Source organism: Kitasatospora albolonga (assembly GCA_002082585.1).
Lineage (GTDB): Bacteria > Actinomycetota > Actinomycetes > Streptomycetales > Streptomycetaceae > Streptomyces > Streptomyces stephensoniae.
Map to the genome: position 1 here is coordinate 6822832 of CP020563.1, position 26804 is coordinate 6849635.

General features: G+C 73.1%; 22 protein-coding genes. 13 read left to right on the forward strand and 9 right to left on the reverse strand.

Going from position 1 to position 26804, the window contains the following annotated elements; genetic code table 11:
• Nucleotides 1–29: 29 nt before the first annotated feature.
• The gene (locus B7C62_30035) at nucleotides 30–1454 is read right to left on the reverse strand and encodes a dihydrolipoyl dehydrogenase (protein ID ARF76037.1); all 1425 of its coding nucleotides are present in this window, start codon (nucleotides 1452–1454) and stop codon (nucleotides 30–32) included.
• Nucleotides 1455–1611: 157 nt separating this feature from the next.
• On the opposite strand from B7C62_30035, the gene B7C62_30040 reads away from it, so the two are divergent.
• Both B7C62_30040 and B7C62_30045 read left to right on the forward strand, forming a co-directional pair.
• On the forward strand, nucleotides 1612–2583 hold the full coding sequence (locus tag B7C62_30040) for a LysR family transcriptional regulator (protein ID ARF76038.1): 972 nt from the start codon (nucleotides 1612–1614) through the stop codon (nucleotides 2581–2583).
• Nucleotides 2584–2632: 49 nt separating this feature from the next.
• A complete protein-coding gene (locus B7C62_30045) occupies nucleotides 2633–3736 on the forward strand; it encodes a cytochrome (protein ARF76039.1) in 1104 nt (367 codons plus the stop codon).
• A gap of 21 nt (nucleotides 3737–3757) precedes the next feature.
• On the opposite strand, the gene B7C62_30050 is transcribed toward B7C62_30045, so the two are convergent.
• A complete protein-coding gene (locus tag B7C62_30050; protein ARF76040.1) occupies nucleotides 3758–6136 on the reverse strand; it encodes a malto-oligosyltrehalose synthase in 2379 nt (792 codons plus the stop codon).
• Nucleotides 6137–6261: 125 nt separating this feature from the next.
• Nucleotides 6262–8406 carry a glycogen debranching enzyme GlgX gene (locus B7C62_30055; protein ID ARF76041.1) on the reverse strand — a complete coding sequence of 715 codons (2145 nt, stop codon included), beginning with the start codon at nucleotides 8404–8406 and terminating at the stop codon, nucleotides 6262–6264.
• Between the two features lie 407 nt (nucleotides 8407–8813).
• Between B7C62_30055 and B7C62_30060 the strand changes: the two genes are divergently transcribed.
• Both B7C62_30060 and B7C62_30065 read left to right on the forward strand, forming a co-directional pair.
• Nucleotides 8814–10049 carry a hypothetical protein gene (locus B7C62_30060; protein ARF77435.1) on the forward strand — a complete coding sequence of 412 codons (1236 nt, stop codon included), beginning with the start codon at nucleotides 8814–8816 and terminating at the stop codon, nucleotides 10047–10049.
• Between the two features lie 97 nt (nucleotides 10050–10146).
• A complete protein-coding gene (locus B7C62_30065) occupies nucleotides 10147–10860 on the forward strand; it encodes a DNA polymerase III subunit epsilon (GenBank protein ARF76042.1) in 714 nt (237 codons plus the stop codon).
• Nucleotides 10861–10923: 63 nt separating this feature from the next.
• Here the strand turns inward: B7C62_30065 and B7C62_30070 are convergent, their stop codons facing one another.
• The 6 genes from B7C62_30070 to B7C62_30095 all read right to left on the reverse strand — a co-directional run bounded on the left by B7C62_30070 (nucleotide 10924) and on the right by B7C62_30095 (nucleotide 15235).
• Nucleotides 10924–11277, reverse strand: a complete 354-nt coding sequence (locus B7C62_30070) for a hypothetical protein (protein ID ARF76043.1) — start codon at nucleotides 11275–11277, stop codon at nucleotides 10924–10926.
• 92 nt (nucleotides 11278–11369) lie between these two features.
• Nucleotides 11370–11882 (reverse strand): hypothetical protein, encoded by a 513-nt coding sequence (locus B7C62_30075; protein ARF76044.1) that lies wholly within the window; start codon nucleotides 11880–11882, stop codon nucleotides 11370–11372.
• Nucleotides 11883–11989: 107 nt separating this feature from the next.
• Nucleotides 11990–12487, reverse strand: coding sequence for a hypothetical protein (locus B7C62_30080; GenBank protein ID ARF76045.1), 498 nt, complete (start codon nucleotides 12485–12487; stop codon nucleotides 11990–11992).
• Nucleotides 12488–12545: 58 nt separating this feature from the next.
• Nucleotides 12546–13856: a hypothetical protein gene (locus B7C62_30085; GenBank protein ARF76046.1), complete on the reverse strand. Its 1311-nt coding sequence runs from the start codon at nucleotides 13854–13856 to the stop codon at nucleotides 12546–12548.
• Between the two features lie 10 nt (nucleotides 13857–13866).
• Nucleotides 13867–14274 carry a hypothetical protein gene (locus B7C62_30090; protein ARF76047.1) on the reverse strand — a complete coding sequence of 136 codons (408 nt, stop codon included), beginning with the start codon at nucleotides 14272–14274 and terminating at the stop codon, nucleotides 13867–13869.
• A gap of 94 nt (nucleotides 14275–14368) precedes the next feature.
• The gene (locus B7C62_30095; protein ID ARF77436.1) at nucleotides 14369–15235 is read right to left on the reverse strand and encodes an aminoglycoside phosphotransferase; all 867 of its coding nucleotides are present in this window, start codon (nucleotides 15233–15235) and stop codon (nucleotides 14369–14371) included.
• Nucleotides 15236–15360: 125 nt separating this feature from the next.
• Between B7C62_30095 and B7C62_30100 the strand changes: the two genes are divergently transcribed.
• The 9 genes from B7C62_30100 to B7C62_30140 all read left to right on the forward strand — a co-directional run bounded on the left by B7C62_30100 (nucleotide 15361) and on the right by B7C62_30140 (nucleotide 26769).
• Entirely contained in the window at nucleotides 15361–16323 is a 963-nt protein-coding gene (locus B7C62_30100; protein ID ARF76048.1) for a transporter, read from the forward strand.
• A 55-nt stretch (nucleotides 16324–16378) separates the two neighbouring features.
• Complete coding sequence (locus B7C62_30105; protein ID ARF76049.1) at nucleotides 16379–17218, forward strand: sugar ABC transporter permease; 840 nt, start codon at nucleotides 16379–16381, stop codon at nucleotides 17216–17218.
• On the forward strand, nucleotides 17218–18513 hold the full coding sequence (locus B7C62_30110; GenBank protein ID ARF76050.1) for a hypothetical protein: 1296 nt from the start codon (nucleotides 17218–17220) through the stop codon (nucleotides 18511–18513). The genes B7C62_30105 and B7C62_30110 overlap by 1 nt, the downstream gene beginning before the upstream one ends.
• Before the next feature lie 87 nt (nucleotides 18514–18600).
• Nucleotides 18601–19800, forward strand: coding sequence for a glycosyl transferase (locus B7C62_30115; protein ARF76051.1), 1200 nt, complete (start codon nucleotides 18601–18603; stop codon nucleotides 19798–19800).
• Nucleotides 19801–20338: 538 nt separating this feature from the next.
• Nucleotides 20339–21544, forward strand: coding sequence for a serine protease (locus B7C62_30120; protein ID ARF76052.1), 1206 nt, complete (start codon nucleotides 20339–20341; stop codon nucleotides 21542–21544).
• A gap of 139 nt (nucleotides 21545–21683) precedes the next feature.
• On the forward strand, nucleotides 21684–22232 hold the full coding sequence (locus B7C62_30125; GenBank protein ARF76053.1) for a hypothetical protein: 549 nt from the start codon (nucleotides 21684–21686) through the stop codon (nucleotides 22230–22232).
• Entirely contained in the window at nucleotides 22225–22608 is a 384-nt protein-coding gene (locus tag B7C62_30130; protein ARF76054.1) for a DUF4440 domain-containing protein, read from the forward strand. The genes B7C62_30125 and B7C62_30130 overlap by 8 nt, the downstream gene beginning before the upstream one ends.
• A 145-nt stretch (nucleotides 22609–22753) precedes the next feature.
• Complete coding sequence (locus B7C62_30135) at nucleotides 22754–24763, forward strand: multidrug ABC transporter ATP-binding protein (protein ID ARF76055.1); 2010 nt, start codon at nucleotides 22754–22756, stop codon at nucleotides 24761–24763.
• A complete protein-coding gene (locus B7C62_30140; GenBank protein ARF76056.1) occupies nucleotides 24760–26769 on the forward strand; it encodes a multidrug ABC transporter permease in 2010 nt (669 codons plus the stop codon). The genes B7C62_30135 and B7C62_30140 overlap by 4 nt, the downstream gene beginning before the upstream one ends.
• The last annotated feature ends 35 nt before the right edge of the window (nucleotides 26770–26804 follow it).

Below are 26804 nucleotides of genomic sequence, written 5' to 3' on the forward strand. Positions count from 1 at the left end.
TTGGCGTCCCCCTGTCTCTCCGCCATCCGCTAGCGCTGCTGGTGCAGGCCGCGCCCGGCCAGCGTCAGGAACGCCTCGCCGACCGCCTCGGAGAGCGTCGGATGCGGGTGGATGTGGTGGGCCACATCGCCCGCCTCCGCTTCCCAGCCCACCACGAGCTGGCTCTCCGCGACCATCTCCGAGACATGCGGCCCGACCAGATGGACGCCCAGCACCCGGCCCGCCCGCTCGGCCACCACCTTCACCAGGCCGCCCCGGCCGTGCACCATGCCCTTGGCGACGGCGGTCAGCGGCAGGGAGTTCACGACCACATCGTGCCCGGCGTCCCGGGCCTGAGCCTCGGTCAGACCCACCGCCGCCGTCTGCGGCGAGGAGTACGTGACCCGGGGAACGGTGGCGTAGTCGACCGGAGGCGTCCGCAGCCCGGCCAACGTCTCCGCCACTAGCAGACCTTCGGCGAAGGACGCGTGGGCCAGGCCCAGGGAAGGCGGCGGCAACAGGTCGCCCACCACGTGGATGCCCGGCACCACCGTCTCCAGCCGCGCCCAGTCGGCAGGCGCCACATGGCCCCGTCCGTCCGTGGCCAGACCCGCCGCCGCGAGCCCCAGCCCCTCTGTCACCGGCTCCCTGCCCACCGCCACCAGCAGCCGCTCCGCCGCCACCGTGACGGTCTCGCCCCGGGCGGTCCGTACGACGGCCCGCACCCCGTCCTCCACGACCGCCGTCTCCAGCAGCCGGGCCCCCGTCTCCACCCGGATGCCGCGCTTCTTCAGCCCCCGCGTCAGATGGCGCGACACCTCCGCGTCCTCCAGGGGGACCAGCCGGTCGGCGGCCTCCACCAGGATCACGTCGGCCCCCATCGACCGGTGGAACGATGCGTACTCCACCCCGATCGCCCCGCCGCCGACCACCAGCACGGAGCCGGGCAGCCCCGGCGCGTACAGCGCGTCGTCGCTCGTCACCACCCGCAGCCCGTCCGCCACCACCCCCGGCAGCATCCGGGGCCGCGACCCGGTCGCCAGCACCACCCCCCGCCGGGCGACGACCTCCCCGTACCCGTCGATCCGGGCGGAACGCGGGCCCGTCAGCCCGGCGCTGCCGCGGACGACCCGCACCCCGGCCTGCGCGAGACGGCCTTCGACCCCCCGGTGGTTGCGGGTCACGATGTCGTTCCGGGTCGCCACCAGGGACGCCCAGTCCACCGATTCGAGCGACGCCTTCACGCCCCACCGCTCCCGGGCCTCCGCGATGCCGTCCACGAGTTCGGCCGCGTGGAGCATCGCCTTGCTCGGAACGCAGCCCCGGTGCAGACAGGTCCCCCCGACCAGGTCCCGTTCCGCGAGCACCACCTCCAACCCCAGGGCCGCCGCCCGCAGGGCCGCGGAGTATCCGCCCGTGCCACCGCCGATCACCAGTACGTCCGCCGTGTCGTTCTCCGTGTTCGTCCACGCCATGGCTCCACCCTCCGCCCACCCGCCGCCATACGTCCAAGGCAGAATGTGAGTGGATTCCATGCACGGTGTTTATGGGGGACGGGGCGTCAGGTTCCGCAGGAGGAACGGTCGATGACCCTGACCTGAGGAGAGGAGCGGCCGATATGAGGAACAGCCGGTGAGCCTGCGTCAGATGGAGTACTTCGTCACTGTCGTCGAGGAGTCCTCCTTCACCCGGGCCGCCGAACGGCTCCACGTCACCCAGCCCGCCCTCTCCCACCAGATCAAGGCGCTGGAACGTGAGATCGGCGGCGAACTGCTGGAACGGCTGCCGCGCGGTGTCCTGCTCACTCCGATGGGCCGCGCCTTCCTCCCGCACGCCGAACGCTCCGTCCGCAGCGCCGCCCAGGCCCGCCGCGCGGCCCGCGCCGCCGCCGGAGCCGAGGGCGGCGAACTGCACATCGCCACCGTGCACTCGGTGGCCGTCGGCCTCCTCCCCGAGGTCTTCGCCCACTGGCGCCGGGCCCACCCGGGCGTCCGCCTCGTCCTCCACGAGTACGCCCGTACCGACGCCCTGGAGGACCAGGTCGAACGCGGCACCGCCGACCTCGCCCTCGGACCGGTCCCCGAACGCTGGAGCGGCCCCCTCATCCCGGTGGGGGAGGAGGAGATCGTGCTCGTCGTCCCGTTCGACGACCCGCTGGCCGGACGCTCCTCGGTCGGCCTCCACGAGCTCGCCGACCGCGCCTGGGTCCGGTGCGCCATGGAGCCCGTCGTCGAGGGCCGCCCGTTCCTCGACGGGGTCTGCGGCGTGGCGGGCTTCGAGCCCCGTACGGCGGTGTGGACCGAGCACACGTCCACGGCGATCCGGATGGCGGCGGCCGGGGTGGGCATCTCCACCGCCCCCGGCCACACCGTGCGCGGCGCGCTGGGCGAGGACTGCGCGGTCCTGAGCGTCGACCCGCCCTGGCTCCGGGCCCTCGCTGTCTTCTCCCGCGCCCCTCTGACCGGCGCGGCGGCGGCCTTCACCGAACTGCTCACCGCCCTCCCCGGCACCGGAATCCGGCCGTCCGGCCCTCCGCGCCCTCGCGCCCCCTCACCCGAACGGGCGTACGCCGACTGCGGTGGGCCCCCGGCGGTGGTCCGCTGAGAGCAGGTGCGTCGACGGGCGACGCCACGACCGCAGGGGGCGACGAGGGATGCCGGCCGACCGTTCAGAGGCCCTGCCCGCCGCCCGCCGCCCCCACCGGATCGCGGGCGGACAGCCGGGGCTGCTGGAACCCGGCGCCTCGACGGACCCGTACCGGCTGCGCCTCTACCGCGTCCTGCGCACCGACTTCCCGCTCGCTTACGAACCCGGGCTCGGCGCCTGGCTGCTGAGCCGGTACGCGGATGTGGCCCTGGCCCTCACCGACCCCCGCTTCACCGGCTACCCGCGCGACGGGGCCCCGCGCGGCCCGGTCCCGGCCCCGCTGGGGCTCTGCCGGGGGAGCCTGGTCTGCACACCGCTCCCCGTCGGCGGAACGGCACCGGAGCCGGAGCCGGAGCCGGAGAGCGTGTTCCCGAGCACGGGAAGCACGCCCCCGGACCCGGGAAGCGCATCCCCGGCCACCTCCGCCGTCGAGCGCACCGCGTACGTCCTGGCCCGCCGGATATCCGGGCGCGACCGGGCGGACCTGGTCGGTGAGTTCTGCCGTTGGCTGCCCGCCGGAGCCGGAGCCGGGGCCGACGTGGCAGGGGGCCTCGACCAGGGTGCCCGGCCCCGTCGCACCGGCCACCGGCTTCCCGGCGGCGGAGCCGACGACTGTGCCGGGACCACCGCCCTCCGCGAGAAGGCCCTCGCCTCCTTCCTCGCCAACGTGCTGGACGATCCCGACCTGGCGGCGGCCGCCGCAGCGGGCGGGGCCGGGGCGGGGATGCTGCTCGGCCGGGCCTGGACGGAGACGCTGCGCCGTGACCCGCCCGTCCAGATCATCCTGCGCCGCACCCGTACCGAGGTCCGCGTCAGCGGTGGCACGCTGCCCGCCGGGGCGCCCGTCGCCTGTCTCATCGGGGCGGCGGGGCGCGACCCGGCCCGGTTCGCCGCGCCCGACCGCTTCGACCCGCTGCGCGCCGACCAGGACCCCCTGATCACCGGCCCGGCCGGCTGCCCCGCCGCCCTGCTCGGCCGTAGGGAGGCCGAAGCCGGACTGAGGGCCCTGCTGGAGGCGATGCCCCGCATCCGCTGGGCCGACGGCTTCCGTCCGGCGTCCAGCGGGCTGCTCACCCGGGGGCCGAGGAGCCTCCTCGTACGGCCGTCCTGAGACGCCTCCCCGGCGCCTGCCTCACCCCCGTACCCTCCGCAACAGCGCCACCGGCCGCTCCGCGAACAGCTCACCCGCCGCCACCGCGCCCCCCGTGAACTCCCGGCCCGGCGAAGGCTCCAGGACATCCCGCCACGGCCCCGCGTCCGGCAGCTCCACCACCGTGCCCCGCCAGCCCCCGTCCTCCGCGAGCCGCAGCGACAGCCGGGTCACCGCCACCGCCACCTCGCCCGACCGGCAGAACGCCACCACATGCCCGGCCGCCGGGCCCCGGGCGCCCAGCGGTACGTACGTCCCCGACTCCCCGAACACCTCCGGCAGCTCCCGCCGCAGCCCCAGCGCCGCCGCCGTCACCACCTGCTTCTCCGACATCTCCCCCGGGCGCCGGAACGGGCTGCGGTTGTCCGGGTCGACCAGGGCCAGGTACTCGCTCTCCGTCCCCTGGTACAGGTCCGGCACCCCCGGCATCGTCAGCTGCACCAGCGCCGCCCCCAGCACATTGGCCCGGACCTGCGGAGCCAGCGACTCCGCGAAGGCGGTCACCAGCCTCCGGGCCGTACCGGAGCCGTTGCCCGGGCCCGCCGCCACGAAGTCCGTCACCGCTCGCTCGTACGCCGCGTCCGGCTCCGTCCAGCTGGTGAACAGCCCCGCCTCGCGCACCGCCTTCAGCAGCGCGGGCTCCAGCCGGGCGCCCAGCTCATCGGCGGGCAGGGGAGCGCAGCCGTAACCGGACTGCCAGGACTGCCAGGCCAGCTGCGGGTCGGGCGCCGCGACGGGGGTGGCGCCCGTCAGCTCCGCCACCAGCGCCGCCCACCGCTCCGGACACTCCGACAGGACCGCGATCCTGGCCCGTACATCGGCGCTCCGCTTGGTGTCGTGCGTGGTCAGGACCGTCCCCGTGGCGGGCCAGTCCCGGGCGATGCGGGTGGCGAAGGCGTGGAACTCGTCCACCGTCACCGCGGGCCGCCCCGGGTCCCCGCCCACCTCCGTCGCGGAGACCAGCGGCACGTACCGGTAGAACGCGGTGTCCTCCACCGACTTGGCGTGCAGCGCGGAGGCCGTCTGCGCGAACCGGGCGCAGAACGCCGCCCGCTCCTCCCCGTCGCCCAGCCGCCCGAGCGCCAGATCCCGTACGGTGTCGACGGCGGCGGCCTCCTCCGGCACGGAGAACACCGCCTTCGCCTCCCGTACGGCGTCCTCCGGAAGGGTCTCCTCCGCGATCCGGGTCGGCGGTACGCCCGCCGTGACGTACGGCCGGTAGACCGGCACCCGTACCAGCAGCTCCCGGATCGCCGTCCGCAGCGCCCAGGGCGCGTGGTCGCGCAGGGCGGGGTCGGCGGCGCAGACGGAGGTGGCGAGCCGGGTGAGCCAGGCCGTCTCGGAGGCCAGTTCGTGCGTGGCCACCCGGTAGGCGGCCCGGCGGACGGTCGCCTTCCAGTAGCCGCCCCGGTCGCCGGGCGGGCCCGCGAACTCCCGGTAGCGGCCGAGCAGCTCCGCCGCCCCCGCCGGGTCCGTGAACAGCCCGTCGATCCGGTGCAGCGCGTCGTAGCCGGTCGTCCCGGCCACCGCCCAGCCGGGCGGGAGGTGCTCGTCTCCGGTGAGGATCTTCTCCACGACCGTCCACCGCCCGCCCGTGGCCTCGTTCAGCCGCCGCAGGTACGCCGCCGGGTCGGCGAGGCCGTCCGGGTGGTCGATGCGCAGCCCGTCCAGCACCCCGTCGCTGAGGAGTTCCAGGACCTTGCCGTGGGTGGCGTCGAAGACCTCGGGGTGCTCGACGCGGACCCCGATCAGCTCGGAGACGGTGAAGAAGCGGCGGTAGTTCAGCTCGGTGCGGGCCAGCCGCCACCAGGCGAGCCGGTAGTGCTGGGCGTCGAGCAGCTCGGGCAGCGGCAGCTCCGCCGTGCCCGCCCGCAGCGGGAACTCCTGCTCGCCGTAGCGCAGCACCTCCGCGTCGGCGTCCACGGTGAGCGCCTCCAGCTCGCCGCCGAGCGGACCGGCCAGCACCGGGAGCAGCACCTTGTCGCCGCCCGCCGCCCAGTCGATGTCGAACCAGCGGGCGTACGGGGAGGACCGGCCCTCGCGCAGCACCTCCCGGAGCTGCCGGTTGTACCGGGGCACGGCGGCCATGTGGTTGGGCACGATGTCCAGGACCAGCCCGAGCCCGTGCTCCCGGGCGGCGGCGGCGAGGCTCCGCAGCCCCTCCTCACCGCCCAGCTCCTGCCGTACGCGGCTGTGGTCGACCACGTCGTACCCGTGCCGGGAGCCGGGGACCGCCTCCAGGACGGGGGAGAGGTGCAGATGGGAGACGCCGAGCGCGGCCAGGTACGGCACCGCCTTCTCGGCCGCCGGGAAGGGGAAGTCGGGCTGGAGCTGAAGCCGGTACGTGGCGGTGGGCGTCATGGACTTCTACGTACCCCGCCCGGGGCGAACTGTGTCACCCCGGGCGGAACGCTCACCCTCGCCGGTCCTGCGCGCGTGCCCTCGGGCGGGGGCGTCAGGCAGGGGGGGGCGGATCATGCGGGGCGTCAGGCGGGGCGCTTCAGCACGGTCAGGCTGCGCCCGATCAGCGCCACCCGTTCGCCCTCGGCCACCTTCGGACCCGTCCCCGGGGGCACCCCCTCGGCCCGTGCGGTGTCCACGACGACCTGCCACTGCTCCCCGTGGTCGACCGGAACGGCGAACTCCAGCGTCTCGGCGCTCGCGTTGAACATCAGCAGGAACGAATCGTCGGAGATCCGCTCCCCGCGCGGCCCCGGCTCGGAGATGGCGTGGCCGTTGAGGAACACGGTCAGCGCCTTGGCGTGGGCGGCCTGCCAGTCCTGCTGGGTCATCTCCTCCCCCTCGGGGGTGAACCAGGCGATGTCGGAGAGCTCGTCGTGCGTGCCCTCCACCGGCCGCCCGTGGAAGAAGCGGCGGCGCCGGAAGACCGGGTGGTCGCGGCGGAGCCAGACCATGGCCCGGGTGAACTCCAGCATGTTCCGCCGGAACTCGTCACCGGGGGAGTCCTCGGCACCGGCGTCCGGGTCGGGCCAGTGAATCCAGGAGAGCTCGTTGTCCTGGCAGTAGGCGTTGTTGTTGCCCTTCTGCGTCCGCGCGAACTCGTCGCCGTGGCTCAGCATCGGCACGCCCTGCGACAGCATCAGCGTGGCGATGAAGTTCCGCATCTGCCGGCCCCGCAGCGCCAGCACCTCCGGATCGTCGGTCTCGCCTTCCACTCCGCAGTTCCAGGACCGGTTGTGGCTCTCGCCGTCCCGGTTGCCCTCGCCGTTGGCGTCGTTCCGCTTCTCGTTGTACGACACCATGTCGTGCAGCGTGAAGCCGTCGTGGCAGGTGGTGAAGTTGATCGAGGCGAGCGGGCGGCGCCCGTCGTCCTGGTAGAGGTCGGAGGAGCCCGTCAGCCGTCCGGCGAACTCCGCGAGCGTGCGCGGCTCGCCCCGCCACAGGTCGCGGACCGTGTCGCGGTACTTGCCGTTCCACTCGGTCCACAGCGGCGGGAAGTTGCCCACCTGGTAGCCGCCCTCGCCCACGTCCCACGGCTCGGCGATCAGCTTCACCTGGCTGACCACCGGGTCCTGCTGCACGAGGTCGAAGAAGGAGGAGAGCCGGTCCACCTCGTGGAACTGGCGGGCCAGGGTGGCCGCCAGGTCGAAGCGGAAGCCGTCCACATGCATCTCGGTCACCCAGTACCGCAGCGAGTCCATGATCATCTGGAGCACGTGCGGGGACCGCATGAGCAGGGAGTTCCCGGTGCCCGTGGTGTCCATGTAGTACCGCTGATCGTCGGTCAGCCGGTAGTAGGAGGCGTTGTCGAGGCCGCGGAAGGAGAGCGTCGGACCGAGGTGGTTGCCCTCGGCCGTGTGGTTGTAGACGACGTCGAGGATGACCTCGATCCCCGCCTGGTGCAGGGCCTTGACCGCCTGCTTGAACTCCAGCACCTGTTCCCCGCGCTCGCCCCAGGAGGCGTACGCGTTGTGCGGGGCGAAGAAGCCGATGGTGTTGTAGCCCCAGTAGTTGGCGAGCCCCATGTCGACCAGGCGGTGGTCCTGGACGAACTGGTGAACGGGCATCAGTTCGATCGCCGTGACACCCAGTTCGGTCAGATGCGCGATGACCTCCGGGTGCGCGAGCCCCGCGTACGTACCGCGCAGCTCGGGCGGAAGCCCCGGATGGAGCATCGTCAGGCCCTTCACATGGGCCTCGTAGATCACGGTGCGGTGGTAGTCCGTACGGGGGCGGCGGTCGTCGCCCCAGTCGAAGTACGGGTTCACCACCACCGAGCTCATGGTGTGCGGCGCCGAGTCGAGGTCGTTGCGGGCGTCCGGCCGCCCGAACGGGTAGCCGTACACCGCCTCGCCCCACTCGATCTGCCCCGCGACCGCACGGGCGTACGGGTCCAGCAGCAGCTTGGCGGAGTTGCACCGCTGCCCGTGCTGGGGCTCGTAGGGCCCGTGCACCCTAAAGCCGTACCGCTGACCCGGCATCACCCCGGGCAGATAGGCGTGGCGCACGAAGGCGTCGGTCTCGCGGAGCTCGACCGCCGTCTCCGAACCGTCGTCGTGCAGCAGGCACAACTCGATCCGGTGGGCGGCCTCGGAGAAGACCGCGAAGTTGGTACCGGCGCCGTCGTAGGTGGCGCCGAGGGGATAAGCGTGTCCCGGCCAGACCTGCATAGGCAGAACTCTTCCATTTCTGATCCGGGTGCGTCGGCCTTCCTCGGCCTGTTACCCCCTGACGGTTACCCCCGAATACTCCACGAAAGGGGGGCGCCCACCTAGTACGCCGTGCGGTGCGGCCGGGTCCCGTCGCCCGTCTCCGGCCACACCGGTCAACTTCGGACACCCGGGTGCCGCCCCGGACGCGATTGCGGGCGCGGCACTCCGGCGGGCGTCCGGATCACGGCTTTCGCCGGGGTGCCCAATCACTATGAATCCGCTCACTCCACCCGATCTCGCCGCAAGGAACAGGCCGCCGCTCCACCGGAGTTGAGAAACCGGCCCGGCCATCGGGCTGCACCGCGTCCCGCTCCCGGAGTACCCTTCCTTGATCGTTGGGTGGGGGAGTGGAAGGCGGTACGCGGGTGAGCTCGGGAGGGTTCGAGCTACCCCCAGGTGACGCAGGTCACGAGGGGGAACCGACCGATGCGCCGCCCGGGGCGGTGTCCCTGGCGCAGCCCATGGAGATCGGTGCCGAGCTGGAGTGGAGCGCCGAGGCGTGGAGCGAGGTGCGCACCCGCGCACAGCGGGCCGGGCGCGCCTATATCTGGCTGAATCTGGTCGAACAGCGGTTGCGTGCGGTGGTCGCCGCGGTGCTCCGGCCGATCTACGAGCCGGTGCACGGCGACGACTGGGTGGTGGCCGCCGCCGGACCCGCCGGACAGGAGTGGGTGCAGCGCGCCGTCGCCGTACGCGAGGTCTCGCGCCGCAAGGGCTATCTGCTGGACCCGGCCGACGACAACGTCCTCAGCTTCCTCACCCTGCCGCAGCTGCGCGAGCTGATGGTCCAGCACTGGCCGTGCTTCGAGCCGTACTTCGACGACCGCCGGGACGTCGAGCTGGCTCTCGACGAGCTGGAGGTGACCCGTAACGTCGTCTCCCGCAACCGCGCGCTGAACGAGGCGGTCCTCGCCCAGGCCGAGCGCGCCTCCGCCCGCCTCCTGGACATCCTCGGCAGCGGGGCGGGGGTGCCCTCCGCCGACCGGCTGCCGGTGGACGCGGTGGAGGAGCTGGTCGGCGACCGGTACGCGGACGTGGTCTCCGTCCACCCCGACCGGGTCCGGCTCCAGCGCCAGCTGCCCGCCGAGGACCTGTTCGGCGGGGCGCGGCGGCTGGACGCCATCGGCATAGGGCTCAACCTGCTCGTCCAGAACTTCTCCGGCCGCCGGCTCGTCCGGCTCGCCGAGTCGGGCTGCCGGGTCCGGCTGCTCTTCATCAACCCGGCCAGCAGCGCGGTGAAGCGCCGGGAACGGGAACTGGGCCTGAAGAAGGGCGAGCTGAGCCGCTCGGTGGAGATGAACATCCTCCACATGCGCCGGGTCCGCTCCAGGCTCCGCGACCCGGGCGCCTTCGAGATCCAGGTCTTCGACGAGACCCCGCGCTTCACCGCGTACCTGGTGGACGGCGACGGGGCGGACGCGGTGGGTGTCGTCCAGCCCTATCTGCGGCGCGCCCGGGGCATGGAGGCGCCGGTGCTGGTGCTGCGCGGCGGGGGGCGGCGCACGGTGGTGCGGGCGGGGCAGGACAGCGAGAGCGGCCTCTTCGAGACGTACCGCGAGGAGTTCGAGTCGGTGTGGACGGACTCGCGCCCGGTGTCGTAGGGCCCCGCGACTCGTCTCCGGTGTTGTCAGTGCCGCATGCGAAGGTGGTCATCACTCGGGGGAGAACACCACGGGGGACCACGAAGGAGGTATCGGGATGAGCTGGCATCAGGGACCACTGGTCGGCTTCGACCTGGAGACGACGGGGACCGACGTCGAGAGCGACCGGATCGTCACCGCCGCGCTGGTCCGGCTGGAGCCGGACGGCACGGTCTCCGAGCAGCGGACCTGGCTGCTCGACCCGGGGGTGGCGATACCCGAGCAGGCCGCCGCGATCCACGGCATCGGCACCGACCACGCCCGCAGGCACGGCGCGCGGGCGGCCTCGGCCGTCGGGGAGATAGCCCACGCGGTCGCCGAGGTGCTGCGCTCGGGGGTGCCGCTGGTGGTGATGAACGCGCGCTACGACCTCTCGCTCCTGGACCGCGAGTGCGCGAGGTACGGCCTGGACTCCGTCGAGCAGCGGATCGGCGGTGTGCCCTCGCCCGTCATCGACCCCCTGGTGATCGACAAGCACGTCGACAAGTACCGCAAGGGCAAACGGGCGCTCCAGGCCCTGTGCGAGCACTACGGCGTGACGCTGTCCGACGCCCATGAGGCGAGCGCCGACGCGGTGGCGGCGGTCCGTGTGGTCCGGCTGATGGGCGAGCGCCACCGCCCGGTCAGCACCCTGCCCCCCACCGAGCTCCACGCCCTCCAGGTCCGCGCCGCCGCCGAACAGTCCGCCTCGCTCCAGGCGTACCTGCGCCGCACGGCCGACCCGGCCGCGGTGGTCGAGCCGGCCTGGCCGGTGATCCCGCGCAGGCGCTGACCGCGCGTGCGGAGACCGCACCGACGAGGACCGCGCGGACGGTACGTGCCCGGAGAGGGAGGGTCAGTTCGCGGCGGGGGACGCCGTGTCGTCGGCCTTGATGTCGAAGTTGATCCGCTCGTCCTCGACCGAGGTGACGGTGACCGTCACACCGAGGGTGCTGCCGTCGTCCGCCGTCAGCGTGCAGCGCGTGGTGGTGCCGACCTTCCCGACGAGGTCCTCGGGGCAGGTGATGTCCGGCTTCGGCTGGTTCGTGGTGGCCGCGAGCTTTTCGGAGACCGTCGTGGCGAGCTTGTCCGACGACAGCTTCGGTTCCGTGTTTCCGATGCTGACCGACCCCGAACAGCCGACGAGCAGCGCCCCGGCGGCCACCGCCGACAGGCTCCAGGTCACTGCGGTCGAGCGGGCCATGGGCATGAGAACTCCCTTGCGAAGGATGCGAGACGGTCGGCGGGAAGCATACGGGGCACGGTGGCGCCGGTAGGTCGCCGGAGGGGGCGACGGACTGCTCAGAGCTTGCCGAAGACCACCCCGCGCCAGGTCCAGCCCGCTGCGAGGACGGTGTCCCGCAGGGGGTCCGTCAGCTGCGCGCTGTCGAAGCTGAAGGACTCGGCTGCTTCGAGGCGCCCGTTCTTCCCCCGCTGAAGTGTGTACCTGCGCGAGACGGTCCTGCCGCCGCCGCGCGCGTACTCCGCCGAAGCCCGTAGCCGCGGAGGATTCCCGACCCGGGTGACCTCCCACTGCTCCTCGACGGCGCGGACCTCGGGGACGTCCTCGGCCAGCCGCATCCGGATGCGGAGGGCGTGCGTCAACTGGGACCTGATGAAGAAGGTCTGCCAGGCGGGCTCGGCGATCCGCCACCCCGCCACCAGATCGGCGCCGTGCGCCGCGCCGTCGCCGATGACGTAGGGGACGTCCGGCCGGTTGAGACCGAGCAGGGCCGTCCGCAGCTCCTCGGCGGACCGGGGTGCCGTCCCGGCCTCGGGGTGCCTGGTCCCGGTCAGCTTGTCGAACCATCCCATGAGGTCACCTGTGCGGGGTCGAAGGGGCGGGTGGGAGCGGAGCCGTTCCGGCGGGCGCTCGTTCCTGGGGACGTCCGTTTCAGGGGGCGCCCGTTCCGGCGGGCGTGTTACTGAGCCGTGCCGGTGTCCGGGCGGACCGTGCGCACGAACTCCCGGAAGTCCTCGACCACCGAGCCGTGCTGGGACGCGGTCACCGTCAGAACCAGCCGGATCACCGCCCGCTTGCCCGGATCGTCCACGTCCAGCAGGGACAGATAGACCTGCGACTGGACGAGGTCGCGGAGCGTGCCCCCGGCGACGGCCGAGACCGCGAGGGTCTGGGTGAGGCCGGGAGCGTCCTTCGAACCGACCTCCCGGCGTTCGGCGATCTCGACCGAGGCGCCGGACCCGCGCAGATTCTCCACCGACTCGTCGGCGATCTCGGCGAGCGTCGCCGGGTCCGGGCGGAACCCGCCGTCGACCGTGATGTTCGCGGTGAATCCCGCGTCCGGACGCGGGTGCAGGGCGACGAACGCGGCGCCCGGCGCGCCCGCTCCGTCCGGCGGCGCGGCGCGCCAGCCGTCCGGCAGTTCGAACGCGATCGGTACGGGCAGGGTGGTGGTCATCCGGAATCTCCTCACGGGTAATGGCGTGCTCATGGCACCGGGGTCGTGGTGCCATCCCTCAGAACAGGCTGCCGATCCCCTTCCCCACCCAGCCCGCCGCATCGCCCACGGTGTCCACGAACTTCCCCGGGTCGACGGTGAACTCGAAGCCCACGGAGCCACCGAGGCCCGGCGAGACGCCCACCCTCGGACCGAAGTGCCACACGCCGTTGGCGTCCCTGCTGGCGTTGAACCCCGCCTCGGCGCCGGGACCGGCCCAGCCCTCGGCCGTGGCACCCACGCCGATCCCGGCGACGTCCGCGCCCGCCCCGGCGCTGGCCTTCGCCCCGGCGAACGCCTCGGCGCCCACCGCCACCCCCTCCGCACCCGCTTGCGCGTTGAGCCCGGCCTCCACGCCCGCCATGGTCTCGGCCCGGCCGTATCCCCCGACGGGGCCGGTGGCGGCGGTGCCGCCGACCGAAGCCTCGCCGCCCGCGAAGCCCTTGGCCTCGGCCTGGGCGCCCCCGTTGGTGATACCGGCGGCCGCCGACACCTTGGCGCCCGCGTAGGCTTCGGCCTCCCCGGCCAGCTCCGTCGAACCGTTGGTGAGCGTGGCCTCCGCCTTGGCGCTGCCGAGGTCGGCGCTCGCCTCGGCTTCGGCCAGCTTCCCCTTCGCGACGTCCGGACCGCTGGCGTCCGTCCCGAGCCCCGGCCCCGACGCCTCGGAACCGGTCTCGGCGACCCAGCCGCCCTTCTTGCGGGGCTCGGGCTCCGGCCGGCCGGCCTTCGCGAGATCGCTCTCGGCCGCGGTGTTGAACCCGCCGATGCCGATACCGTCCATCGAGACGTCTCGTGTCGCCCGGGTCAACGCCCGCTTGACGCTCTGGTCGGCGTCGTCGACCGCCCCGACCGCCTTGGCTATCGCGGCGGTCCAGCCCCGCGCCTTCTCCCGGGCGTCGGCCAGCAGACGGGTGTGGTCGGGGTCGTGCTGGAAGACGTACCGCTCCTGCGGGGAGAGGTTGTCGTACCCGACATAGGTCGCCCGGCCGGTGCTGTCGACCTTGTACTCCTTCTTCTCGGCGTCCGCGACCAGTTCCCTGACCGCCTTCTGGAGGCGGGTCAGCTCGGTCTGCGCGGCCGTGAGAAGGGCGGCGACGGCCAGCGCCTCGGTCTTCGCCGCCCCGAACTCGAAGGCGATGGCCGCGGCGCCGTTCTGCTGGGCGCCGAACGCCTCCCCCTGCCAGTTCCCGTTGGCCAGTACACCTTGTACGTGCTGCGCGTAGTCGTCCTTGAGCTCGCCGAAGCGTTCGCCCATCCTCTTCCACGCCCCGGCCACGTCCGTGAGGGAGGACAGATCGGCCGTCACCACGTCCTGATAGTTCAGCGTCATGGTGAGCCCGTCACATCCCGTCGAAGCTGCTGGGGGGCCGGATGGAGTTCATCTGGGCACCGGCGGCGAGATCCTGGCCGCGGAGGATGCTCTTCGCGCCCTTCAGCCCGTTCAGCTCTTTCTGTAACCGCGCCATCAGCCCGTTCACCTGCGCCTGCCAGGCACCCAGGGCGTCGGAGACACCTTGGTCCGAAGCCCAGCCGGAGAGCCCCGACACTCCGGTGTCCTCCCTCAGCGGAGGGCTCGGCGGAGCCGCCGACGGTGCGAGGAAGGAGGCCCGTACCGATCCACCGCCCACCGCCATACGGCCGGCCGCCTGCGTGCCGGGCATCAGCTGCTCTTCCAGATACTTCGCCGCGCGCTTCTTGTCGCTCGCCGATGTGGCGAGTCTCTGCTCGCCGCCTTCTCCGGTTCCCATGGCAACCCCCGTTGCAATTGCACCTGTTCGGCTTCGCAGCCAAGGTGCATAGTACGGAGGTGTCACCGGGCGCCGGAACCCACCCCGGCCCGGCTCAGAAGGGGTACCAGCGGACCGCCGCGTTCCCCTCCCGCAGCGACGCCACCCTGCGGCGGAACTCGGCGAGCGCCTTCGGGCTGGCCGGGGCGTGCTGGGCGACCCAGGCGCAGCTCGCCGTCTCGCGGGCGCCGCGCAGGACCGCGCAGCCCTCCCACTCCCGTACGTCCCAGCCGTACGCGGAGGTGAAGGCGTCGTAGGCCGCGGCGGGCAGCCCGTAGCGGTCCCGGGAGAGGGCGAGCACGACCAGGTCGTGTTCCCGCAGATCCGTGGCGAAGGTCTCCAGGTCGACCAGGACCGGACCCCCGGGGCCGATGTGCACATTGCGGGGGAGCGCGTCGCCGTGGATCGGGCCCGGCGGCAGATGCGGCACCAGGGCGGCGGCCGCCGCCGCGAAGCCGTCGCGGCGTTCGCGGAGGTAATCGGCGTCGGCCGGATCGATGCTGTCGCCCGCCAGGGTCAGCCAGCGCTCCACCCCGCCCAGCAGTTCACGGCGCGGCAGCGTGAAGCCCTCAGGTACGGGCAGCGCGTGCACCTGGGAGAGCAGGGGCGCCAGATCGCGCGGTTCGGCGGGGCGTACGGGGGCGGGCAGCCGGTGCCACAGCGTCACCGGGTGGCCCTCCGCCAGGCGTACGCGGTGCTCGGCGGCCCGTACGGCCGGGACGTCCGACGCGGCGAGCCAGTCGGCGACGGCCACCTCCCGCTCGGCCCGCTCCCGCAGCTCCGGGTGGCCGGTGGCGTCCCGGCCGACCTTGACCACCAGGCCGTCGGCCGCGAAGACCGCGTTCTCGCCCAGCGCGAGCAGCTCCGGTGCGCCGGTGATTCCGGCGGCCGTCAGCACCTCGCGCGCACGCATCTCGTCCATGGGTGCGATTTTCGCATCCGCGCAGGCCACCTTGACGAACCGACGGCCCGTCAGCACGATGACGGAGGCCACCGGGGCGGCCAGAACGGGAGAAGTCCCACCGGAGAGGGCAGAGGGGATCATTTGTGGCGTTAGCGGGCTCGAAGAAGCGGTGGTCCGGGGCGGACGGTCCAGGCCCGGGCCCCCGCCCCCGCCGGGGCGACGGCACGGCGGTCCGGGGCCGGGCGGGTGCCTGGTTCCTCGTCCTGCCCGCCCTCCTCCCCATCCTGATCCTCAGCGTCGGCCCCCTCCTCTACGGCATCGCGCTCGCCTTCACCGACGCCCAGTCCGGCCGCACCCGCTCCACCCAGTGGATCGGCACCCTCAACTTCCAGGACCTCCTGCACGACACCCTGTTCTGGGACTCCTTCCGGATCGGCCTGCTCTGGGCGGTCGGCGTCACCGTCCCGCAGTTCCTCCTGGCCCTCGGCCTCGCGCTGCTGCTCAACCAGCGACTGCGGATGCGCTGGCTGGCCCGGGCGCTGGCGATCATCCCGTGGGCGATGCCCGAAGTCGTCGTCGGCATCATGTGGCGCCTGGTCTACAACCCCGACGCGGGCATCCTCAACGAGACCGTCCGCGACCTCGGCCTCGGCGACGGCCGGGACTGGCTGACCGGCCTCGCCACCGCGCTCCCCGCCGTGATCCTCGTCGGCATCTGGGCGGGCATGCCCCAGACCACCGTCGCCCTGCTCGCCGGACTCCAGAACACCCCGCACGAACTCCACGAGGCGGCGGCCCTGGACGGGGCGGGCGCCTGGCGCCGGTTCCGTACCGTCACCTGGCCCGCGATCAGGCCCATCGCCCTCGCCATCAGCGCCCTCAACCTGATCTGGAACTTCAACTCCTTCGCCCTGGTCTACGTCCTGACCAGCGGCGGGCCCGGCGGCCGGACCCGGCTGCCGATGCTCTTCGCGTACGAAGAGGCTTTCCGCTACGGGCAGTTCGGCTACGCCGCCGCGATGGGCTGTGTGATGGTCGCGGTGATCTCCGTGCTCCTCGCCTGCTTCCTCGTCGGCCGGATCAGAGGGGGAGGCGAGGAACGATGAGCGTCTTCAGGAGAGGCGTTCCCAGAGGTGGCACTCCCCGGAGAGGCGGGGCGCGATGAGCCTCCCCACCGGCAGGGCCGCGCGCACCGGCCAGTACCTCGCGCTCCTGGCGTACCTGGTCTTCCTCGCCTTCCCGTTCCTCTGGCTGCTCTCCACCGCCTTCAAGCCCGCCCGCGAACTGGGCTCGCTGCACCCCACCTGGATTCCCGAGCAGCCCACCCTGGACAACTTCCGCCAGGCGTTCGAGGAGCAGCCGCTGCTCCAGGCGGCGGCCAACTCCCTGGCCGCCGCCGTCTCCGCCGCCCTGATCGCGGTCGTCATCGCGACGCCGATGGCCTACGTGATGGCCCGCCACCGGGGCCGGCTCGCCACCGCCGCCACCGGGTGGGTCGTGGTCAGCCAGGCGTTCCCGTTCGTGCTGGTGATCATTCCGCTCTTCCTCGTCCTGAAGAACCTGCATCTGATCAACACCCTGTGGGGGCTGATCCTGGTCTACGTCGTCTGGTCGCTGCCCTTCGCGCTGTGGATGCTCGCCGGGTACGTACGCGCCGTGCCCGCCGAGCTGGAGGAGGCCGCCGCCGTGGACGGGGCGGGGCGGGTACGGACCCTCGTCTCGGTCGTCGCCCCGCTGCTCGCCCCCGGGATCGTCGCCACCGCCCTCTTCGCGTTCATCACCGCATGGAACGAGTTCTTCTTCGCGCTCGTCCTGCTCAAGACCCCGGAGAAGCAGACCTTGCCGGTCGTCCTCACCCACTTCCTCGGCGCGGAGGGAGTGGCCGATCTCGGGCCGCTGGCCGCCGCCGCGTTCCTCGCCACGCTGCCCTCCCTCGTCCTCTTCGCCTTCATCCAGCGGCGGATCACCGGCGGGATGACGGCCGGGGCGGTGAGGGGCTGATGCGCGCCCCGGCCCGGCGGACGGCAGCGGCCGTCACCGTCCTCGCCCTGCTGCTCACCGGCTGTTCGAGCGGCGATGACGGGCGGGACGCCGACGGCACGATCCGGCTCAGGTTCCAGTCGCTGGCCTGGCAGAAGGAGTCCGTCGACGCCAACAAGCAGCTGGTGAAGGAGTGGAACGCCGCCCACCCCGGCGTACAGGTCGACTATGTCCAGGGCAGCTGGGACAACGTCCACGACCAGCTCCTCACCTCCTTCGAGGGCGGTGAGGCGCCCGATATCATCCACGACGCCTCCGACGACCTCGCCGACTTCGCGTACGGCGGCTACCTCACCGATCTGCGCCCCCTCCTCCCGGACCGGCTGAAGGCCGACATCCCCGAGCGGTCCTGGCGCACCACCACCTTCGGCGGCGGGATCTACGGCGTCCCCTTCCTCCAGGAGCCCCGGGTCCTCATTGCCAACACGGAGCTGCTGAAAGCCTCGGGAGTCCGCATCCCGACGCCACAGGCCCCCTGGAGCTGGGCGGAGTTCCGCGATGTGACCAAGGAGCTGACGGGCGAGGGCCGTTACGGGGTCGCCTGGCCGCTCAGGGAACCGGTCTCCGTCACCCTCAACCTGGGCCTCTCCGGCGGCGGGCAGCTCTTCCACCGCACCGCGGACGGCAAGGCCGAGCTGCGCTTCGAGAAGGGCGACGAGGTGGTGACCGGGACCATCCGCGACCAGGTCAACTCCGACCGCAGCGCGGCCCGTACGGCGCTGGGCATGGGCGGATCGGACGCCCTGCCCGGCTTCTTCGGCGGGCGGTACGCGATGCTCCCGCTCGGGTTCGCCTACCGCCAGCAGGTCGTCGAGCAGGCCCCCGAGGGGTTCGCGTGGACGGTCCTGCCCGCTCCGGCAGGCAGTGGAGAACTGGCCCAAGGGGTGAGTCCGCAGACCCTCTCCGTCGCCGAGGACAGCCCGCACAAGGAGGAGGCGGTCGCCTTCATCGACTTCCTGCTGCGACCGCCGAACATGGTGCGTCTGGCCCGGGGCGACTGGATGCTCCCCACCGGCACCACCGCCCTCGCCCACCCCTCCCTGCACACCGCCGAACACGGCTGGGCCACCGGGACGGCGCTCGCCCAGCACCTTCGCCCGGCGCCCGCGCAGACCGTACGGGGCTACCCGGAGTGGAAGGACAAGGTGGCGACCCCCGCCCTCCAGGAGTACTACAGCGGCGCGATCGACAGGGGTGAGCTGCGGAAACGGCTGGTCGATGACGGCAACCGGGTCCTGGCCCGCTACCAGCGCTGAGGCAGCGCCGCGGAAGGGCCGAGGAAGGGCTGATGAAGGACGCCGAAAAAACTAGACGAGACGGTCCGTCTCGCTTAAGGTGAGGGCATGACGGAACCCCCGCGTGCCCACATCGCCATGTTCTCCATCGCCGCCCACGGACATGTGAACCCGAGCCTCGACGTGATCCGGGAGCTCGTCCGCCGTGGGCACCGTGTCAGTTACGCCATCCCCGCCTCGTTCGCCGAGAAGGTCGCGGCCACCGGGGCCGAGCCGGTGATCTACACCTCGACCCTGCCGACGGACGACGACCCCGACGCCTGGGGCACCGAGCTGATCGACAACATCGAACCCTTCCTCGACGACGCCCGCCAGGCGCTCCCGCAGTTCGTCGCCGCCTTCGAGGGCGACGAACCCGACCTCGTCCTGCACGACATCACCTCCTATCCTGCCCGCGTCCTCGCCCACCGCTGGGGCGTCCCCGCCGTCTCGCTCTGGCCCAACCTGGTGCCCTGGGAGGGGTACGAGCAGGAGGTCGGCGAGCCCATGACCGCCGAGCTGAAGCAGACCGAGCGCGGCAAGGCGTACTACGCGCGCTTCGACGGCTGGCTCGCCGACAACGGCCTCGGCCATCTCTCCAGCGACGACTTCGTCGCCCGCCCGCGCCGCGGCCTCGTCCTGATCCCCGAGGCGCTCCAGCCCAACGCGGACCGGGTGAACCGTGAGATGTACACCTTCGTCGGCGCCTGTCAGGGCGACCGGGCCGACCAGGGGGAGTGGGAGCGGCCGGCCGGAGCGGAGAAGGTGCTCCTGGTCTCGCTCGGCTCCTCCTTCACCAAGCAGCCCGCCTTCTACCGGGAGTGCGTCACGGCCTTCGGCGGCCTGCCCGGCTGGCACGTGGTGCTCCAGATCGGTGCGCATGTCGACCCGGCCGAGCTCGGTGACGTACCGGCGAATGTGGAAGTGCGTACATGGGTGCCGCAGTTGGCGGTGCTGAAGCAGGCCGACGCGTTCATCACCCATGCCGGGGCGGGCGGCAGCCAGGAGGGGCTCGCCACGGGGACGCCGATGGTGGCCGTACCGCAGGCGGTCGACCAGTTCGGCAACGCCGACATGCTCCAGGCGCTCGGGGTGGCCCGGCATGTGCCCATGGAGGAGGCCGACGCCGCGACGCTGCGCGAGGCCGTGCTCGCCCTGGTCGGTGACCCGGAGGTGGCGGAGCGGTCCGCCCGGCTGCGGGAACGGATGGCGGAGGAGGGAGGTACGCCCAGGGCGGCCGATCTCATCGAGGCCGAACTGTCGCTCTGAGCGAACCGGTTGGGCTGATATCCGGACGTTGTCCGCCCCGTCCCGCACCCCCGCACAGCCCGGGGATGCGGGACGGGGCGTTCTTCTGTGCGCTGCCGGTGGTCGTTGCATCTGCACGCATGCCCGGGTGACTTCACACCTCCGGCAGGGGACTTCACCTCTCCCGCGCACTTCTTCACGCACGTTCACATGTCTTCACGCATACCCGCGACGATCCGGGGACGCCGGTGCCGGGCGTACGGTGCCGGGCGCCGCAGTGGTGCGAAAGGCTCGAAGGCGCCCGTGAGCTGGGGGTTTCCCGTCCGCGGAGTCCCGTCGGGGTCGGCCGGTCCGGCCTTGTTACCGGCGTGTTGCCTCCCGCCGTCCGTTGTGACCCGCCCTGGCCGATTCCTTATTACAAAACGTTGTTGAGTAAGTCACAGCTGCAAGGAGGTCTTGATCTGTGCTCGTCAATCGGTCAGGGTTTCGAGCCAACCCCCGGAGATCTTCCGGCCGGAGGTCAATCCCCCCACAGAGATTGACGAGGAGACCCCTCTTCATGGCCAAGCACCAGCGCACCGTCACTCGCCGGACCAAGCTGACCGCCGCGATCACCGCCGTGGCAGCCGCAGCCGGAGTCACCCTGTTCGGAACCTCGTTCGCCGGAGCCTCACCGGCCCCCATGGGCACGGTCTACGGCGCGGACGCCGAGACCGCCGTCGCCGGCAGCTACATCGTCATGCTGGGCGAGAAGGCGGACAAGTCCAAGCTCGCCAAGGAGTACGGCGGCAAGCTCCAGCGCAACTACTCCTCCAGCATCAACGGCTTCTCCGCCAGCGGCCTTTCGGAGACCGAGGCCAAGCGCCTCGCCGCCGACCCGGCCGTCGCCAAGGTGGTGCAGAACAAGAAGTTCAGCATCAACGCCACCCAGGAGAACCCCCCGTCGTGGGGTCTGGACCGCGTCGACCAGACCGAGACCGCGGGCGACAACGCGTACACCTACCCCGACACCGCCGGTGAGGGCGTCACCGCGTACGTCATCGACACCGGGGTCCGCGTCACCCACGAGGACTTCGAGGGCCGGGCCACCTCGGGCTTCGACGCCGTGGACAACGACGACGACGCCGACGACGGCAACGGGCACGGCACCCACGTGGCGGGCACCATAGCCGGGGCCTCGCACGGCGTCGCCAAGAAGGCCAAGATCGTGGCCGTCCGCGTGCTGGACGACAACGGCTCGGGCACCACCGAGCAGGTCATCGCCGGTATCGACTGGGTCGCGGCCAACGCGTCCGGCCCCTCCGTCGCCAACATGAGCCTCGGCGGCGGCGCCGACCCGGCCCTCGACGCGGCCGTCCAGAAGGCCATCGCCGCGGGCGTCACCTTCGGTGTGGCGGCGGGCAACGAGTCCAGCGACGCCGGGCAGGTCTCGCCCGCCCGCGTCCCCGAGGCGATCACCGTCGCCTCGTCCACGGAGGCCGACGAGCAGTCCTCGTTCTCCAACTACGGCTCCATCGTGGACATCTACGCCCCGGGCTCGGACATCACGTCGACCTGGAACGACAGCGACACCGGCACCAACACCATCTCCGGTACGTCCATGGCGACCCCGCACGTCGTCGGCGCCGCCGCCGTCTACCTGGCGGGCAACCCGGACGCCTCCCCGGAGGCGGTCGCCACCGCGCTCACCGAGGGAGCCACCCCGGACGCCATCTCCAACGCGACCGAGGGCACGGCGAACAAGCTCCTCAAGATCGTCGAGTAGTCACCACGCGGTACCTGCCGGACGGTGGCGCCCCACCGCCACCGTCCGGCCCACCTCTCGCGCACAGCCGTCGCCGCGCCCTCCCCCACGGGGCGCGGCGGCTGCGCGCCGTGGAGAGATCGCTCTAGTGTGGGGAGCCATGACCACGAAGTACGCGGCGCTGCTGCGCGGGATCAATGTGAGCGGCCACAAGAGGGTCCCGATGGCGGAACTCCGCGCGGTGCTGGGCGAACTGGGGCACACCGACATCGCCACCCACCTCCAGAGCGGCAACGCCGTCTTCCGCAGCGACAGCACGGACGAGGGCGCGCTCGCCGCCGACCTGGAGCGGGCCCTGCATGAACGGTTCGGCTTCTCCGTCGGCTGCATCGTCCGCACCGGCGCCTATCTCGCTGCCGTCGCCGACGCCTGCCCCTTCCCCGCCGCCGAACTGGAGGGCAGGCAGCTCCACGTCACGTACTTCGACCGGCCCGTCGACAGCGACCGCTTCGCCGCCCTCGACGCCCAGGCCCATCTGCCGGAAGCCTTCGAACTCGGCGACCGCTGTCTCTATCTCTACGTCCCCGACGGCCTCGGCCGCTCCAGACTGGCCGAGGCACTGGCGCGCCCCCGGCAGACCGATGGCCTCACCGCCACCACCCGTAACTGGAACACCGTGGCGAAACTCGTGGAGATGACCCGTGTCTGAGCCGTCGCCCGCCGTCGCCGCGGCCATCGAAGGCGAACTCCGCCTGCTGGACCCGGCGGTACGCGCCTCCCCGGATCTCCTGGCCGCCCTGCTGCACCCCGAGTTCCGGGAGATCGGCACCACCGGCCGGCTCTGGAGCCGGGAGACGATCATCGAGGCGCTCACCGCCGACGACGCCCCGCGCCCCGGCCCGCTGACCGCGTCCCGGATGCGGGGCGTGGAGCTCGGCCCCGACCTCGTCCACCTCACCTTCGACACCGAGTCCAAGGGGCTGCGCTCGCACCGCAGCTCCCTGTGGCGGCTGACCGGGGCGGGGTGGCGGCTCTACTTCCACCAGGCGACCCCGTTCGCCGCCGACCCGCTCGCCGAGACGTGAGCCACCCCGGTCAAAACGGTACATACGAGACCGGATGGCCCGACTGTGACGTGCACCGGTTAGCCTTGCCATCGTTTGGCTGGAGACGCGTGGCTGAAAATCACCTCTCTTCTCTCCGGTCCGTTACACGCTGAGGAGCAGGTGAGTGGGGGCTGACATGTCCGGGCGCGGTGTCCTCCGCCGTGCCGTCGCGGGGCAGCGCCGGGACGTCGTCACCGGCTCGCTGCTGGGCGCCGCCCACCAGACCGGCGAAGCGCTCGTTCCCGTACTCATCGGGATGATCGTCGACCGGGCCGTGGTCCGCCCCGACGGGGGAGCGCTGGCCCTGTGGCTGGTGGTCCTCGCGGTCGTCTACGCGATGCTCTCGTACGGTTTCCGCTTCGGCGCCCGGGCCGGGGAGCGGGCCGCCGAGCAGGCCGCGCACGCGCTGCGCCTCGATGTCGTACGCCGGGTCCTCGCCCCGCACGGCGGTGCCGAGGCGGGCCGTCCGCCCGGCGCCCTGGTCAACGTGGCCACCGAGGACGCCCGGCGGGTCGGGGCCTTCACCATGGCCCTGACCCTCGGCATCGCCGCCGTCGTCGGGGTCGTCGCGGGCGCGGTCCTCCTGCTCCGCGCCTCCGTCCCGCTCGGCCTCCTCGTCCTGGTTGGCGCCCCGGTCCTCATGGCGCTCGGCCACTACCTCGCCCGCCCCCTGGAACACCGCAGCCAGGCCGAACAGGAACGCGCCGCCCACGCCTCCGGGGTCGCCGCCGACCTGGTCGCCGGGGTCCGCGTGCTCAAGGGGCTCCGGGCCGAGCGCGCCGCCGTCGCCCGCTACCGGACCACCAGCCAGGCGTCCCGCGAGGCCAACGTGCGCGCCGCCCGCGCCGCCGCCCTCCAGACCGGCCTGATGCTCACCCTCACCGGCGCCTTCATCGCGCTGGTCGCCCTCGTCGGGGGCCGCCTGGTGCTCAGCGGCTCCATCGGCCTCGGCGCCCTCGTATCCGCCGTCGGCCTCGCCCTCTTCCTGCCCGGCCCGATCGCCGTACTGGCCTGGGTCGGCGCCGAACTCGCCAAGGCCCGCGCCTCCGCCGCCCGCATCGCGGACGTGCTGGCCGCACCGGGCGAGACGACGGGCGGCACGGGGGAGCCGGGCGCTTCCGGCGCGGCGTCGGCTTCGGCGTCCGGCCGGGGCACGTCCGCTGCCGCGCCCGCCGAACCCGCCGACGCCCCGGCTTCCGGCTCCGGCTCGGCGTCCGATCCTGGCTCGGTCCCCGCCTCCGCCGTCCGCGTCGCGGAGGTGCTGGCCGCACCGGGTGAGACGACCGGTGGCACGGCGGAGTCGGCCGCTTCTGGCGCGGCCTCGGCCTCGGCGTCCGGCTCGGCTTCCGGCCCTGCCTCGGTCCCCGCCCCGGCCTCGACGTCCGATCCCGCCTCGGCCTCCGCCCGGACCTCCGCGTCGGCCCCCGCCCCCTCCTCCGCCCCCGGTGAGCTGCGGCTGCGTGGCCTCGGTCATGCCGGGCTCGACGGAATCGACCTCACCGTCCGGCCCGGCGAGCACCTCGGCATCGTCGTCACCGACACCGCCGACGCGGTCACCCTGCTGCGCTGCCTCGCCCGCCGTTGCGACCCCGACCGGGGAAGCGTCGAACTCGACGGCACCCCTCTCACCGAGCTCGCCCCCGCCGCCCTGCGCTCCGCGCTCCTCGTGGCCGAGCATGACGCCCAGCTCTTCGACGGCACCCTCCTCGACAACGTCACCGCCGCCGCCCCCGCCGGAGCGGACCCGCAGCCGGCCATGGACGCCGCCGCCGTCGACGAGGTCGCCGCCACCCTGCCCGGCGGCACCGCCGGGCGGATCGGGGAGCGCGGCAGCTCCCTCTCCGGCGGCCAGCGCCAGCGCGTCGCGCTGGCCCGCGCGCTCGCCGCCGACCGGTCCGTCCTCGTCGTGCACGACCCGACCACCGCCGTCGACGCCGCCACCGAGGCCCGTATCGCCACCGGCATCCGTCGCGCCCGCACCGGCCGTACCACGATCCTCGTCACCAGCAGCCCCGCCCTCCTCGCCGCCACCGACCGGGTCGTCCTCATCGACGGCGGCACCGTCACCGCCGAGGCCCCGCACGAGGACCTCGTACGCGACCATCCCGTCTACCGCACGGCGGTACTCACATGACCACCACCCCGGCCGAACTCCTGCCCGTCGCCACCGGCGCCCGCACCCGGGCCGCCCTGCGCACCCTGATCCGCCCCGACCGGGGCCGCGCGGTCCTGGGTCTCGGCGTGCTGGTCGGCGCCACCGCCGTGGGGCTCCTCGTCCAGCCGCTCCTGGGCCGGATCGTCGACATCGTCGCCGACGGCCGCCCCGCCGACGCCCTCACCCTGCCCGTCGTCCTCCTGCTGGCGGTCGCCGTCGTCCAGGGCGTCACCACCACGCTCGGGCTGACCCAGGTCGCCCGGCTCGGCGAGACCGTACTCGCCCGGCTGCGCGAACAGTTCGTCGAACGCGCACTCCAGCTCCCCGCCGACCGGCTGGAGCGCGCGGGCGCCGGTGACCTCACCGCCCGGGTCACCGGGGATGTCGCCCGGGTCGCGGAGGCCGTCCGCTCCGCCCTGCCCGAGATGGCCCGCTCGGTCCTCGCGATCGTGCTCACCCTCGGGGCGATGGCCCTGCTGGACGTACGGTTCCTGCTCGCCGCGCTCCTCGCCGTACCCGTCCAGGCGCTCACCGCACGGTGGTACGTACGCCGGGCCGCCACCGTCTACGCCGACCAGCGGGTCGCCAACGGGGCCCAGCAGCAACAGCTCCTGGAGACCATCGGGGGAGCGGCGACCGTACGCGGCCACCGGCTGGAGGAGCAGCACACCGAGAAGAGCGCGCGGGCCTCGCGCAGGGCCGTCGACCTGACCATGCGCAGCGTCCACCTGGTGCTGGGCTTCTACGCGCGGCTGCACATCGCGGAGTACATCGGGCTGGCCGCCGTCCTGGTCACCGGGTTCTTCCTGGTCCGCGACGGGTCCGTCTCCATCGGTACGGCGACGGCCGCCGCGCTCTACTTCCACAGCCTCTTCGGCCCCGTCAACGCCGCCCTTGTCCTGCTCGACGACGCCCAGTCGGCGGCGGCCGGGCTGGCGCGCCTGGTCGGGGTGACGGATCTGGAGGAGGACGCGGTACGGCTGCCGCATCAGCGCACCGGGGCCGGGACGGAAGCCGGGGCCGGGGGCGAGGCCGGGACGGAGACCGGCGCCGGAGGCAGAGCGGAGACCGGGGCCGGGACAGAGGCCGGAGCCGAGACCGAGGCCAGGGCCGGGACGGAAGCCGAGGCTGGGACGGAAGCCGAGGCTGGGACAGAAGCCGGAGCCGGGACGGAGAGCAGGGGCGGGGCGGAGGCCGAAGCCCCCGTCACCGTCGCCGTCGATGCCGTGAGCCACGCTTACGGGCCCGGCCGCACCGTCCTCCACGACGTCTCCCTCACCCTCCGCGCGGGCGAACACGTGGCGCTCGTCGGGACCAGCGGGGCCGGGAAGTCCACCCTGGCCCGGCTCGTCGCGGGCGTCCAGCAGCCGACCGGCGGCACGGTCTCCGTGGCGGGCGTCCCGCAGTCCGCCGGAGGCACCGCCTCCGTGGCGGGGAAAGAAGAGGCCGGGCCCTCCGTCGTCCTGGTCACCCAGGAGGTCCACGTCTTCACCGGCACCCTCGCCGATGACCTCCGCCTGGCCCGCCCCGACGCCACCGACGCCGACCTCCGTACCGCCCTCGCCACCGTGCACGCCCTGGAGTGGGCCGACGCCCTCCCCGAAGGGCTCGCCACCGTCGTGGGGGAGGGCGGCCACCGCCTCGACCCGGCCCGCGCGCAGCAACTCGCCCTCGCCCGGCTCGTCCTGGCCGACCCCCCGGTCGCCGTGCTCGACGAGGCGACCGCCGAGGCGGGCAGCGCGGGCGCCCGGGCCCTGGAGCGCTCGGCCGGGGCCGCCCTCGCGGGCCGCACCGCGCTGATCGTCGCCCACCGGCTCACCCAGGCCGTCGCCGCCGACCGGGTCGTGGTCCTGGAGGCCGGCCGGGTCGTCGAGAGCGGCACCCACGACGAACTGCGCGTCGCCGACGGCCCGTACGCGGTGCTCTGGCGCGCCTGGTCCGGCAGCCGCGCCGCACCCGCACCCCGCCTCCGACCCCGGTCCTGACGGGCCGCCGCCGCACCTTCCGCCCGTGCGGCGGC